The following is a 12,042-nucleotide window of genomic DNA, read 5'->3' as shown; positions in this document are numbered from 1 at the left end:
CCTGGGGAGGGCGGCGCATGGCGCTTTGGGTTCGATTCGCGCGGCATGACGGGGCCGAGGGCTTTGGCACGCTCGGCGAGGCGGCCGGCAGCGTCGCCGCCCATGTCGGCGATATCTTCGACAGCCCGACCCCTACCGGCGAGACGCTGCCGCTCGAGGCCATCCGCCTGCTGGCCCCCCTTCGTCCGGGCAAGTTCATCGGCCTGTGGAACAACTTCCACGACCTCGCCGCGAAAACCGGCGCGGCGATCCCCGAGACGCCGCTGTGGTTCCTCAAGGCCGGCACGTCGTTGCTCGACCCCGAGGGCACCATCCGCCCGCCCACCGGCTACACCGGCAAGGTGCTGTATGAAGGCGAACTCGGCCTGGTCATTGGCCGCCGTTGCAAGGATGCCGGCGAGGCCGAGGCCGCTGCCGCGATCTTTGGCCTGACCGCGGTGAACGACGTCACCGCGCTCGACATCCTCACCTCCGACGCGTCCTTCCCGCAATGGGCGCGCGCCAAGTCCTGCGACAGCTTCGGCCCGGTCGGGCCTGCGATCGCGACCGGCCTCGACTGGTCGGTGCTGCATGTGCGCGTGGCGCTGAACGGGCGGGTGCGGCAGGACTATCCGCTGGCCGACATGATCATCCCGCCGGCGCGGATCGTGTCGCTGATCTCGCGCGAGGTGACGCTGGAACCGGGCGACCTGATCGCCTGCGGCACGTCGGTTGGCGCATTGCCGATGCGGGCGGGAATGACCGTCGAGGTCAGCATCGAGGGCGTGGGCACGCTGCGCAATGTGATGGCGGGCTGACAAACAGGGAGGGTCTTCTGCCTCTCCAAACCACCCCGCCGAACGGCCGAGGACTTTGGATGCCGCAACCCCGCCTCGCCAAAGGGTCGCGTTCAATGGCGTCGCTGCGCGACACGATCTGGACGAGTTGGTGAGGGCGGCCGGTCGGCACATTCCAGCGTGATTGTCACGACCATCCACAAGAAAGTTGGCTGTTCGAAACCAACGGCCTGAGCGCGCGGCACGAACCGCGCCGCCGGGTTCCGGGCTTGCCGCCACTGAGCCATGGGGCGACTGCCGGCAGGGGCCTCAGAAGTCGGCTGCGACAGTCGCGACGGAACCCTCACGCGTCGCCATGTCAGTCGCGTGCTTGTGGGGTGCCGACTGCAGGGCTCGACCCGCCGGCCTTGCTCCACACTGGACCGCCATCGCTCGTGCGGTCCGGTCGTGGCGGGATGGCGGCAATCCGGCCGCCCTGCGCGTGCAGCTTCCGTGTGATGTGATCGGCGGATCGCTTCAGATCCGAACGGTGCGGCTGCGACGCCAACATGGGTGCCAGGGCATCGAGGGCATCCCGCAATCGTCCCTGCGATTCGAGAGCCTTGACGAGATGGATTCCCAGCCATCGAATTGTCGGGAACCGCTCCATTTCCAGCCGTATCACCGTCTCGGCTTCCTCCGGGCGGTTCATTTCAATCAGAATGGCAGTCAGCAGCCATGCGGCGCCAGGTACACGTGCCGTCAGCCGATCGGCCCGACGCGCAGCGCGTTCGGCTTCGTCCAAGCGTTTCAACCGAAAGTACCGTCGGGCGCGTGCCCACAAGATACGCGTTTCAAGATCAGGGAGTAACCGTCGCCTTTCACGAACAATCCTGTAAATGCGTGATACATCATCGGCGAAGATGGCGTCGAAAAGGGCGCGCATTGTTGCAGATGACAAGAACAAAGCCCACGTATCATGTCCGGCCAGCGACGCTGGAATTTCAATGATGTCAGTTGCGGCGGCAATTCTCTTGGCGTGGTGACTATCAGAATTCATATCATCGTAGATTAGGTATATTTTTCCCCCACAATCATCTTTAACAACTTCCATGTTCTCCACGCATTCGTCCAGGAAATGCAGATAGCGGCGTTCCCAGGGCGCAACGTCGGGTCGGATAGACCATTGCGGAGACATGGCAAGGACGTGAGTCGCTCCCAGAATTCGACTGTGCTTGATCGCGCCGTAGCCCCCCATGCTGAAACCATAGGAGATCCGGCGAGGATACTGTGCCAATATCGGCTCCAATAACGGCAGGACGACCTCAATATCCGCCCTGGGATACCAGTTTCCTTGCTTTGGCATGAACCCAATGGCGGGCATATTGAGACTGGTCGCCACAGGCTGGCCGATAAAACGGACCCCGTCTGCCCGTGATTTGAGTCCGCCAAAGGCCATAAGTAGACCGTCAGCCTCTCCAGGTTGATAAAGAACCTGAATTCGTGACGTTTCTGCTATTACTTCAGCTGTCCCTGCAATCATTTTTTGCTCCAGCGTTATAGAAATGGCTAAGTAAGAGCGTCTTGCCGGACACCAGGCTCGGTCATGCTATCCATTTGCGCGGATTTCGTAAGTTCTGATATCCATTATTAGAATCTGCCACATCCGATTTCAAGCAAATACCGTACTGTCTTTCAGGCGATGCCATAATCACAGTATGGAGCGCGAAAGGAAGCGCAGTGAACATTCAGAGGAAGATTGTTCTGTGCGGAATTTGAGTCAGTTATCGAAAATCCGTTTCGAATGCATTTAGAGATCAATAAGCAGATTGATGAAAGATATGATGACCCTGCCTTGCGCGTCGATCGTCTCGATCTGAGATCTTTCGTAATTTAAGTAGCGGAATTGACCAAAAAACGGTATTTCGACCATCTGGGCGCTTAGTACGACGAGATCCCATCAATGGCCGCCGCTCGTGCGCCTCAAGCGACGCGGCATCTCTCGTCGCGCCGTTCAGCGCTCCGGCATCTCGCGAGATGGAATCCCCGTCCGGCCAGGGCAGCTCGACCAGCCCGGAGCCCGGAATCGGCCTAGAACGGCCTTGGCCCTTTTGCCGCGGCGAAGCGCCCTGCGTAACCCGTCGTGTGACGGCGCCTACGCCGCCGCCATCGCGGCGTCATCGGCGCGCATGCCGAAGACGTCCGCCAGCAGTGTGTATGATCGCCGCCGCGCCGCCGGATCGTGGCAATGGGTGATCACCGCGAATTCCGCAATGCCGCCATGGGCCTCCGACAGCGCCTCCAGCTTTGCCTTCACCTGCTCCGGCGTGCCGACCATCGCACCAGCGCGCATCGTCTCCACGCGGGCCAGTTCCAGTTCTGAATAGACGTAGTCCTCCGCCTCCTCGACGCTGGGCAGCGGCAGGTAAAGCCCCCGGTCGCGTTTCAGCCGCCACAGCTCGCGCGAGCGGAACAGCCGCTTCGCCTCGGCCTCGGTATCCGCCACCAGGCAATAGACCCCGAGCGCCGGATGCGGCGCCGCCAGGCGTCCCGGCATGTCCGGCTTGGCCTGAAAACTCTCGCGATAGACCGCGACCGCCTGTTCCGAGCCGCCGCCATCGGAGAAGAAATGCGCGAAGCAATAGGGCAGGGCGAAATACCCCGCGACCTGCGCCCCGTAGTCGGATGAACCGAGGATCCACATCTGCGGCCGCGTCTCCACCGCCGGCTGGGCGATGATCGACCGGAACGGGTGGTTTTCAGGCAGCCCGTCGCCAAGCCAGCCGAGCACTTCCATCACCTGCTGCGGAAATTTGTCGGCCGCCTGGTTGGCCTGCGGGTTCAGCGCGAAGGCGGTGCGCCCATCCGAGCCCGGCGCCCGCCCGACGCCGAGATCCACCCGCCCCGGTGCGATCGCCTCCAGCATGCGGAACTGCTCGGCGACCTTCAGCGAGGCGTAATGCGGCAGCATCACCCCCGCGCTGCCGATGCGGATGCGTTTCGTCGTCGCGCCGATGGCGGCGAGCAGCACCTCCGGCGCCGTGCCGGCATGGGACGCGCTGTTGTGGTGCTCGGCGCACCAGTACCGCCGGAACCCCAGCGCGTCGCAATGCTGGGCGAGGGCGATGGTCTCGCGAACCGCCTCGCCCGGGGTACGGCCGGAGGCGACGGAGGATTGATCAAGCGCGGACAGCGTGAACCTGGTCATGCCCGTAAGCCTAGAGCAGATCCCGATCGGGTGGGATCACCTGATCGGCCGACGATGCGGCCAAGGATCATGAGTAGGGGTGCGGGCACATAATGGCCTTGGGAATGCGTCTTAGGACGCGCTGCCGAACGAGCTCTCAGGCGACGTCCACGTGCGGGCCGGGCAGGGGGATCACGGCGGCCTGGCTGGCGGCCGACAGCATCGCGGGGCGCGCGCCATCCGGCAGCAGCGCGTCGAGCTGGGCGCCGACCGGTGGCGGCGCATCGTAATGCGACAGCACCCGGCGCAACGCCTCCAACCGCTGAAACGGCGCCGTGGCGCGCAGCGACATGAGGATGGCGTGCTCCTCCTGTCGGAGTTCCTCGATCAGCCGATGATCCATGTCGCCCTCCCGCGATGACCGGCCACCTGCAACGCAGGCCAAGAACTAGTGAACGTGCATGACGAATAGTGAATCGCCGCAGGGTTGCGGGCAAGGCTCAACCTATGTGTGCGCAGGGCTCGTCTTGCGATCCTTGTGAGATAGCCGCCGCTGTTGCTCGCCGGCCACAAATGCTGACCGGACAATTCGTTCTCGCATCGGGCTATGCGATCGGGTGAAGATGCGAAGCACAACGCGGCGGAGGATCGATGGCGGAGGCAGGGTTCATGCGAGGCACCGTCATGCCGGCCCGCGACGCACCAAGGCGTCGCCCGCGCGCACCGGCGATCCACCAATCGACGCCCCAGGCCGGCGAGGTGCCGTCGTGAGCGGCCCACCCCCCGGCGCGCTCATCCTCGCCGTCACCGGCGTACAGGGGCCGGCCGACGGCGCCGCGGTGGAAACCGCGCTGCGGCGGCGCGACCCGACCATCCGGATGTGGACCGACTGGCCGCGCGGCCGCGTCGCCATCCAGTCAGCCGCCTCGGTCAAGACGTTGTGCGCGGCGGTCCAGGGCGCGGGCTATGGCGTGCTGGTTCAGCGCGCCGATGGCCGGCCGGCGGCGCGCGGCAGTGTCGGCGGCATTTTCGGGCGGATCCTGCTCTATGCCGTGCTCGGCGCCGTGCTCGGCGTGGCACTCGGCGTCGGCGTCGGCCTGGCGAACTCCCTGCTCAATCCGGACTGCACGCGGCCCGGCAGCAGCGGCAATTGCGCCATCGGGGTCGGGGTGTTCGGCTTCCTGTTCGGCGCCGGCGGCCTGCCGCTGGGCGCGCTCGCCGGGCTGGTCCACGGATTGATCCGCCGCCATGGCTGACACCCCATGACCGTCGCGCCGCCACCTGGCGCGGTGCTGCTGGCCGTCAGCGGCCTGCAGGGCGCGGCTGACCAGGCCGCCGTGCTGTCCGCCATTCGCGGCCGCGACCAGGCCGCTCATGTCGATGCCGATTGGCCGCGCGGCCTGCTCATCGTGCAATCGGACCAGCCGCCCGACGCGCTGCGCCTCGCCGTGCAGGATGCCGGCTTCATCGCCGCCCGGCTCACCCACCTGCCGCGCGAGGTCACCGCCCGCGGCGTGGCAGCGGCCCTCATGCGCATCATCGGCTTCGGCTTCGCCGGCGTGGTGACCGGCACGCTGCTGGGCACCGTCGGGGCGATGGCGCTGATCGCGCTCGACTCGACCTGCGCGGGCTCCGGCAATTCCGGTGGCTGCGCCATGGGCATCCCGCTCTTCGCGATCGGTGCGGGGATGATCGGCGGCGTGCTCGGTGTCTTGCTGGCGGTGATCCGCGGCCTATGGCGGCGCTGACGCGCTGGCCGGGGCCTCGCACCCGGCGCAGGATGCGGCGTGGCCGGACAGGGGTGGGTGCCGATGCTGACCGTCTGGGGGCGCAAGACATCGTCCAACGTGCAGGCGCTGATGTGGTGCATCGGCGAACTCGGCCTGCCCTATCGGCGGCACGATGCCGGCCACCGCTTCGGCGGCACCGACACGCCCGAATTCCTGGCCATGAACCCCAACGGCACCGTGCCCGTCCTGCGTGACGGCGGCAGCGAACCCTTGTGGGAGACCGGCGCCATCCTGCGCTACCTGGCCGGCCGCTACGGAGCCGCGCCGTTCTGGCCGGCCGAGAGCCTGGCGCGGGCGCACATCGACAAATGGGCCGAGTGGGCGAAGATCAACGTCACCCTCGGCTTCACCGAGCCGGTCTTCTGGCGGGTGGTCCGCACAGCACCGGCGAAGCGGGACCCGGCGGCGATCGACCGGGCCGTGGCGGCGCTCGACCGCATCCTCGCCGTCGCCGAGGCGCAGCTTGCGCGCAGTGCCTTCCTCGCCGGGGAAGCGTTCACCCTGGCCGATATCCAACTGGGCCATGTGCTGTTCCGCTACTTCGACATCCCGATTGCCCGCCCGGACCGTCCGGCCCTGCGGCGGTACTACGACACCCTGGCGATGCGCCCTGCCTTTCGCGAGCACGTCATGGTCTCCTACGAGGAATTGCGCGTCCTCGACTGAATCCCGCCGGGCCGTGTGCTGGATCACCGGGCAACGCGGCCGATCGGCCTTGCGGCGAAAACAATTCCCGCGGGGCCTCGGTATCGGGGCAATAGGGTGACAGCCTGCCGGGACCGCCGCATGGCGTGATCCCACCGCCGCGGCATCGCCGCATGGCGGCCGGGCGGGCAGGACAAGGCGACGTCGCGATGGGTGCCGTACAGAACCTGCTGTCGATTTTGCTCGGGTTTGGCATTCCGGCACTGATCGGCTTGTGGATGCCGAAGCGCTGGCGGGTGGTGGCGCTGATCCTGTGGTTGCTCGGCCCCGCCGTCGTGCTGCTGGTGCTTGGTGGGATCGAAGCCGCGAGCAACCCGACGCAGGACGACCTGGCCAAACTGCTCCAGGGCCTGGCGTTGATCGGATCAGTCCTGGTCCTGCCTTGGATGGTTGCCGGCCTCACCGGCTTCACCCTGGGTAGCGTGCTGCGCGGCAGGCGAGGGGCGACTGTTCTTGCGCCAGCTCGCCCGGCCCCGGCGCATGATGACGGCCCCCTGCGGGCCAATGCCGCGGTTACCCGTCTCACGGCGCCGGATGGTTCCCTGATGGTCGAACTGGAAGCCATAGAATGGCGCAACGGCGATTGGGTCCAGGCGCCGCGCGTCACCGAACTCGCGACAGGCCGCCGGCTGCTTGACCTCAGGGGGTCGGACTGGCACGCCGGCGCGACATTTCCGCGTGAGCAGGCGGTGCGCCTTTCGATGCATTCCTATCGCCGCGGCACCGCGTTCGCGCTGGAGATCGACTTGGTGACGGGCCGCTACACCGTCGAGGGGAGCGCCGATTCCGGCGCCATTGCCGACCTCCCTGCCGTGTTCGACGGCGACGCGCGCGACCCGCACTTTGGGCCGTATGCCTCCAGCCGTTTCCTGCCACCCGCCAGGCCCCGCGCAACGCCACGCGCCTATGGGGTTGCCTTCCTTATTCTCCTCGGTGCGCTCCTCGCCATCGGCGCGGCGACCTATCTCACGCTGCGGCTGGCCCCCGATCACCGGCCGCAGAAGCTCGATCGCGTGCCGGCCATGCCTCGGTTCTGACAAGGCGCCACCAATAGCGCCGGCTGCCGCGCCTACCCCGCCACCCGCCCGAACACCGCGCTCAGCAGCGCGAACAGCGCCCCGCCGGCGAGGAAGCCCACCAGCGTCCCGTTGATGCGCACATACTGCAGGTCGGCGCCCACCCGCAGCTCGATCTTGTCCGCCGCCGACTTCGCATCCCAATTGCCAACCACGCCGGCGATGAAATCCGATAGCTGCGCCTGCGCGCTCGGCAGCAGCCGCAGCAGCACACCCTCGACACTGCGGTTCAGCTTCTCGCGCGCCGCCGGGTCGTCGGCGAGAAGCGCCCCCGCATTGGCGAACAACCCCGACAGTAGCGTCACAGTCCGCCCATCCGGCCGTGCCGCATCAGCCAACAGCGCGGCACGCAGCCGCCCCCACACGTCAAGCAGCCACACCGCGACCGAAGGATGCGCCAGCGCCTCCCGCAACACCCGCCCTATCGCCGCGGCGCGTTCCGGGTCGGTTTCCAGCCGCTCGATCTCATGGCCCAGCCATTCGGCGAAGGCGGCGCGCAGGTCGGAATCCTCGGGCTCGACCTTGCCGAGCTCGTTGTTGATTGCTGCCAATACGCGCTTGGCGACCGTCGCCCCGGCCAGCCAGCCGATCACCGCGCCACCCTCGGCGCGGATGCGCTGCTCGATCACCGTGCGCAGCGATTCCTCGCGTGCCGTCAGAAGCACCTTGAGTTGGCCGATCGCCAGGCTGAACACCTCCTGATGCCGCCCCGAGGCAACGAAGGCGCGCAGCACCCGCGCCACCAGCCGCGCCCCCGCCGGGCCGGAGACGATCCGCGGCAGCAGCCGCACCAGCAGCTTGCGCGCGCGGCCATCCTCGAGGCTCGCCAGCAGCTTCGGCATGCTCGCCGCCAGCGCCTCGGCGGCCGGGCGCGAGGCCGCCGGGTCGGCAAGGAACTTCTGCACGATGCGCGCCAGATCCAACTGCGCGATCACCCGCCGCAGTTCGGTCTCGGTGAATACATGTGACGAGACGAAGCGCCCCAGCGCGCGCCCCAGCCTCTCCTTCTGGTTCGGCACGATGGCGGTATGCGGGATGGGAATCCCAAGCGGATGGCGGAACAGCGCCGTCACCGCGAACCAGTCCGCCAAGCCGCCGACCACCCCCGCCTTGGCCGAGGCCTGCAGCAGGTCCGTCCAATACCCCGCAGGCATGAAATAGGTGCCGACCAGCAACCCCGCCATGCCTCCCAACATGCCGGTGGCCAACAACCGGTGGCGACGCAGGCTGCGGCGAAGGTCGGCATCGGGGTCGGGGATCGTCAGGCTGCCTTGCATCATACGCGCAGATTAGCCGCCCCGCCGCCCTTGCCCAGCCGGGGCCGTATGTTACATCATAACCTTATGACGCTGCTCCCGACCGATCCCCTGGCGCTGTCCTCCGGCGTGGCGTCCCGCCTCGTCATGGCGGGCGGCGTGGCCGTGTTGTTGTGGGTGGCCGTGGCCTGGGCGTTGGCGGCATGACCTCCACGCGCAACCCCGCCGGCATCCGGCTCGTCGACCTGACGCTGACGCACGGCCGCCGCCCCGCCGTCCATCACGTCTCGGGCCATTTCGCGCCAGGCAGCCTGACCGCCGTGGTCGGGCCGAACGGGGCGGGCAAGACTACGCTGCTGCGCGCCCTCGCCGGGCTGCACAAGCCCGAGAGCGGCACCATCGCCCAGGACGGCACCGCCCGCATCGCCCTGCTGCCGCAACTCGCCGCCCTCGACCGTGCCTTCCCGATCGCCTGCCTCGATGTGGTGATGCAGGGGCTGTGGCCGCGCCTGGGCGCCTTCCGCGCCGCCTCCACCCAGGACCGCGCGCGCGCCACCCAGGCACTCGCCGCCGTCGGCCTCGATGGCTTCGAGAAGCGCCCGGTCGGCTCGCTCTCCGCCGGCCAGACGCAACGGCTGCTCTTCGCCCGGCTGCTGGTGCAGGACGCCGACATCCTGCTGCTCGACGAACCCTTCAATGCGGTGGATGCCCGCACCTCGGCCGACCTGCTGCGGCTGGTGCGCGAATGGCACGGGCAGGGGCGCACCGTGGTGGCGGTGCTGCACGACCTCGACCTCGTCGCCCGCGAATTCCCCGAAACGCTGCTGATCGCGCGCGACGCCATCGCCTGGGGGCCGACCGCGCAGGCGCTGACGGCCGGCAACCGTCTCAAGGCGCGGATGATGGCGGAAGCCTGGTCGGACGAGGCGGAGGTCTGCGACCGCGCAGCGTGACCGGGAAGGGCTTTGCCCCTCCCGGACCCTCCCCACCAAAGGCCTAAGGGCCTCTGGACACCTCGATTTGGCGCTTGGCGCCGCGGGCAGGATCAGTGCCGAAATCCACCTTTGTGCACGGCGCGCCCTTCGCCCGCCCGGCACCCATAAATGGCATTCCAAAGGCCCCGGGCCTTTGGTGGGGGAGGTTCGGAGGGGGCAACGCCCCCTCTGACGCGCCATGCACGACCTCCTGATCGCCCCCTTCGTCGAGTTCGGCTTCCTGCGCCGCGCGCTCGTCGGCTGCCTGGCGCTGTCCGTCTCCGCGCCCGTGCTCGGCGTCTTCCTCGTGCTGCGGCGCATGAGCCTGACCGCCGACGTCCTCGCCCATGGCGCCATGCCCGGCGTCGCGCTGGCCTTCCTGCTCGCCGGCTTCTCCGCCCCCGCGCTCTGGTTCGGCGGGCTCGTCGCCGGGTTGCTGGTGGCGGTCGGCGCCGGGGCGCTCTCTCGCGCGACCGGCGGGCGGGAGGATGCGACCCTCGCCGCGCTCTACCTGCTGGCGCTTGGCGCGGGCGTGGCGATCATCTCGATCGGCGGCGGCGGCGGGGTGGACCTCGCCCATATCCTGTTCGGCAGCGTGCTTGGCGTCGATGACCCTGCGCTCCTGCTGATGGCGGGCGTGGCGACGCTGACGCTGGCGGTGCTCGCTTTGGGCTGGCGGCCGCTGGTGCTGGAATGCTTCGACCCGTCCTTCGCCGCCGCGGTCGGCGCGCGGGGGGGCGCCTGGCACCTGGTGTTCCAGGCGCTGGTCGTGCTGAACGTGATCTCCGCCTTCCAGGCGCTCGGCACGCTCATGGCGGTAGGGCTGATGATGCTGCCGGCGATCGCCTCGCGGCATTGGGCCCGGCAGGTCTCGGGCATGGCCTATGCGGCGGTGGGCATCGCGGTGCTGGCCTCGGTCACCGGGCTGCTGGTGTCCTACCATGTGGATGTGCCGACCGGGCCGGCCATCGTGCTGATCGCGGGGGGCATCTGGGCAGTTTCGGTTCTGGTGGGGCCGGTCGATGGGCTGGCGCACCGGCTGCTGCGGCGGCGGCATCTGGCGGGGTAGCCCCACCCGTTCCATCCTGCGCGCAACCAATCGCCCAGGAGGACATCCCGCATGGGATCCAAGCTGTTTTCGCCGCTGACCTTGCGCGGCCTGACCATCCCCAACCGCGCCACCATCCCGCCGCTGTGCCAGTATTCGGCGGTCGAGGGCATGGCCAATGACTGGCACATGGTCCAGCTCGGCCGCTTCGCGGTCGGCGGCTTCGGCCTGGTCTTCTCCGAGGTTGTCTCCGTCCTGCGCGAGGGCCGCATCACCCATGGTGATCTCGGCTTGTGGTCGGACGACCACATCGCCCCGCTCAAGCGCATCACCGACTTCATCCGCGGCCAGGGCGCGGTACCGGCGGTCCAGCTCGGCCATGCCGGCCGCAAGGGCGCGATGCAGCGCCCCTGGGAGGGCAATGGCCCACTCGGCCCCGACCAGTTCGCCCGCGGCGAGACCCCCTGGGACATCGTCTCCGCCGCCGCCACCCCGATCGGCGAGGGCCACCTGACGCCCACCGCGCTCGATGCCGCCGGCATGGCGCGCATCGTGGAAGGCTTCGCCATCGGCGCCCGCCGCGCTCGCGCCGCCGGCTTCGACGCGGTGGAAGTCCACTGCGCCCATGGCTACCTGCTGCACCAGTTCCTCTCCCCGCTGACCAACACGCGCAATGACGGCTTCGGCGGCGACCTCGCCGGCCGCATGCGCTTCCCGCTGCAGGTCATTGAGGCCGTCCGGGCCGCCTGGCCGGAAAACCTGCCTGTCTTCGTGCGCATCTCCGCCGTCGATGGCGTGGATGATGGCTGGACGATGCAGGACAGCCTCGCCTTCGCGGCCGCGATGAAGCCTCTCGGCGTCGATGTCATCGACTGCTCCTCCGGCGGCATCGGCGGCTCGGCGACGGGCTCGAAGCGTATCCCGCGCGGCTATGGCTTCCAGATCCCCTACGCCGCCCAGATCCGACGCGACCTCGGTCTCGCGACCATGGCCGTCGGGCTAATCATCGGCCCGCACCAGGCCGAGGCCGCCCTCGCCGCCGGCGAGGCCGACCTCATCGCCATTGGCCGCGAGGCGATGAACAACCCGAACTGGGCGCTGATGGCCCGCGGTGTGCTGGAACCAGGCAACACCGAGGAGGTCTTCGCCCCCTGGCCGCCGCAACATGGCTGGTGGATGGAAAAGCGCGGCGCGGTGATGGCGGCACTGGGCACGCCGCCGGGGTAGGTAGGGGGCCGCCGCCCCTCGTGT

The 12,042-nt window shown here is 68.3% G+C and carries 12 protein-coding genes; 8 read left to right on the top strand and 4 right to left on the bottom strand.

Annotated elements, in window-relative coordinates:
• Positions 1–17 precede the first annotated feature (17 nt).
• Complete coding sequence (locus tag IEY36_RS01865) at positions 18–797, top strand: fumarylacetoacetate hydrolase family protein (RefSeq protein ID WP_188965203.1); 780 nt, start codon at positions 18–20, stop codon at positions 795–797.
• A gap of 337 nt (positions 798–1,134) precedes the next feature.
• Here the strand turns inward: IEY36_RS01865 and IEY36_RS01860 are convergent, their stop codons facing one another.
• The 3 genes from IEY36_RS01860 to IEY36_RS01850 all read right to left on the bottom strand — a co-directional run bounded on the left by IEY36_RS01860 (position 1,135) and on the right by IEY36_RS01850 (position 4,345).
• Positions 1,135–2,298: a hypothetical protein gene (locus IEY36_RS01860; protein ID WP_188965202.1), complete on the bottom strand. Its 1,164-nt coding sequence runs from the start codon at positions 2,296–2,298 to the stop codon at positions 1,135–1,137.
• Between the two features lie 612 nt (positions 2,299–2,910).
• Positions 2,911–3,963 carry an LLM class flavin-dependent oxidoreductase gene (locus IEY36_RS01855; protein WP_188965201.1) on the bottom strand — a complete coding sequence of 351 codons (1,053 nt, stop codon included), beginning with the start codon at positions 3,961–3,963 and terminating at the stop codon, positions 2,911–2,913.
• A 136-nt stretch (positions 3,964–4,099) separates the two neighbouring features.
• Positions 4,100–4,345: a hypothetical protein gene (locus tag IEY36_RS01850; protein ID WP_188965200.1), complete on the bottom strand. Its 246-nt coding sequence runs from the start codon at positions 4,343–4,345 to the stop codon at positions 4,100–4,102.
• 364 nt (positions 4,346–4,709) lie between these two features.
• Between IEY36_RS01850 and IEY36_RS01845 the strand changes: the two genes are divergently transcribed.
• The 4 genes from IEY36_RS01845 to IEY36_RS01830 all read left to right on the top strand — a co-directional run bounded on the left by IEY36_RS01845 (position 4,710) and on the right by IEY36_RS01830 (position 7,474).
• A complete protein-coding gene (locus IEY36_RS01845) occupies positions 4,710–5,198 on the top strand; it encodes a hypothetical protein (protein WP_188965199.1) in 489 nt (162 codons plus the stop codon).
• Between the two features lie 6 nt (positions 5,199–5,204).
• Positions 5,205–5,690 carry a hypothetical protein gene (locus IEY36_RS01840; protein WP_188965198.1) on the top strand — a complete coding sequence of 162 codons (486 nt, stop codon included), beginning with the start codon at positions 5,205–5,207 and terminating at the stop codon, positions 5,688–5,690.
• Between the two features lie 39 nt (positions 5,691–5,729).
• On the top strand, positions 5,730–6,398 hold the full coding sequence (locus IEY36_RS01835; RefSeq protein ID WP_229681023.1) for a glutathione S-transferase family protein: 669 nt from the start codon (positions 5,730–5,732) through the stop codon (positions 6,396–6,398).
• A gap of 152 nt (positions 6,399–6,550) precedes the next feature.
• A complete protein-coding gene (locus tag IEY36_RS01830) occupies positions 6,551–7,474 on the top strand; it encodes a hypothetical protein (RefSeq protein ID WP_188965197.1) in 924 nt (307 codons plus the stop codon).
• Positions 7,475–7,506: 32 nt separating this feature from the next.
• Here IEY36_RS01830 and IEY36_RS01825 read toward each other — a convergent pair whose 3' ends face one another.
• On the bottom strand, positions 7,507–8,793 hold the full coding sequence (locus tag IEY36_RS01825; RefSeq protein WP_188965196.1) for a DUF445 domain-containing protein: 1,287 nt from the start codon (positions 8,791–8,793) through the stop codon (positions 7,507–7,509).
• 179 nt (positions 8,794–8,972) lie between these two features.
• Here IEY36_RS01825 and aztA point away from each other — a divergent pair, with 179 nt between their 5' ends.
• From aztA to IEY36_RS01810, 3 genes are all read left to right on the top strand, one after another.
• Complete coding sequence (gene aztA, locus IEY36_RS01820; RefSeq protein WP_188965195.1) at positions 8,973–9,722, top strand: zinc ABC transporter ATP-binding protein AztA; 750 nt, start codon at positions 8,973–8,975, stop codon at positions 9,720–9,722.
• 220 nt (positions 9,723–9,942) lie between these two features.
• A complete protein-coding gene (locus IEY36_RS01815; RefSeq protein ID WP_188965194.1) occupies positions 9,943–10,812 on the top strand; it encodes a metal ABC transporter permease in 870 nt (289 codons plus the stop codon).
• A 51-nt stretch (positions 10,813–10,863) separates the two neighbouring features.
• Positions 10,864–12,018 carry an NADH:flavin oxidoreductase/NADH oxidase gene (locus IEY36_RS01810; RefSeq protein WP_188965193.1) on the top strand — a complete coding sequence of 385 codons (1,155 nt, stop codon included), beginning with the start codon at positions 10,864–10,866 and terminating at the stop codon, positions 12,016–12,018.
• The last annotated feature ends 24 nt before the right edge of the window (positions 12,019–12,042 follow it).

This window comes from Neoroseomonas lacus (genome assembly GCF_014644535.1).
Lineage (GTDB): Bacteria > Pseudomonadota > Alphaproteobacteria > Acetobacterales > Acetobacteraceae > Neoroseomonas > Neoroseomonas lacus.
The sequence above is the reverse complement of the archived record's forward strand: the minus strand, read 5'-3'. Positions and strand labels throughout refer to the sequence as shown.

What these genes read in the sequence shown, in the direction of transcription:
- IEY36_RS01855 (WP_188965201.1), bottom strand. Translation starts at nt 3,963, where the DNA reads ATGACCAGGTTCACGCTGTCCGCGCTTGATCAATCCTCCGTCGCCTCC.
- IEY36_RS01865 (WP_188965203.1), top strand. Translation starts at nt 18, where the DNA reads ATGGCGCTTTGGGTTCGATTCGCGCGGCATGACGGGGCCGAGGGCTTT.
- IEY36_RS01810 (WP_188965193.1), top strand. Translation starts at nt 10,864, where the DNA reads ATGGGATCCAAGCTGTTTTCGCCGCTGACCTTGCGCGGCCTGACCATC.
- IEY36_RS01830 (WP_188965197.1), top strand. Translation starts at nt 6,551, where the DNA reads ATGGCGGCCGGGCGGGCAGGACAAGGCGACGTCGCGATGGGTGCCGTA.
- IEY36_RS01815 (WP_188965194.1), top strand. Translation starts at nt 9,943, where the DNA reads ATGCACGACCTCCTGATCGCCCCCTTCGTCGAGTTCGGCTTCCTGCGC.
- aztA (WP_188965195.1), top strand. Translation starts at nt 8,973, where the DNA reads ATGACCTCCACGCGCAACCCCGCCGGCATCCGGCTCGTCGACCTGACG.
- IEY36_RS01840 (WP_188965198.1), top strand. Translation starts at nt 5,205, where the DNA reads ATGACCGTCGCGCCGCCACCTGGCGCGGTGCTGCTGGCCGTCAGCGGC.
- IEY36_RS01860 (WP_188965202.1), bottom strand. Translation starts at nt 2,298, where the DNA reads ATGATTGCAGGGACAGCTGAAGTAATAGCAGAAACGTCACGAATTCAG.
- IEY36_RS01850 (WP_188965200.1), bottom strand. Translation starts at nt 4,345, where the DNA reads ATGGATCATCGGCTGATCGAGGAACTCCGACAGGAGGAGCACGCCATC.
- IEY36_RS01825 (WP_188965196.1), bottom strand. Translation starts at nt 8,793, where the DNA reads ATGATGCAAGGCAGCCTGACGATCCCCGACCCCGATGCCGACCTTCGC.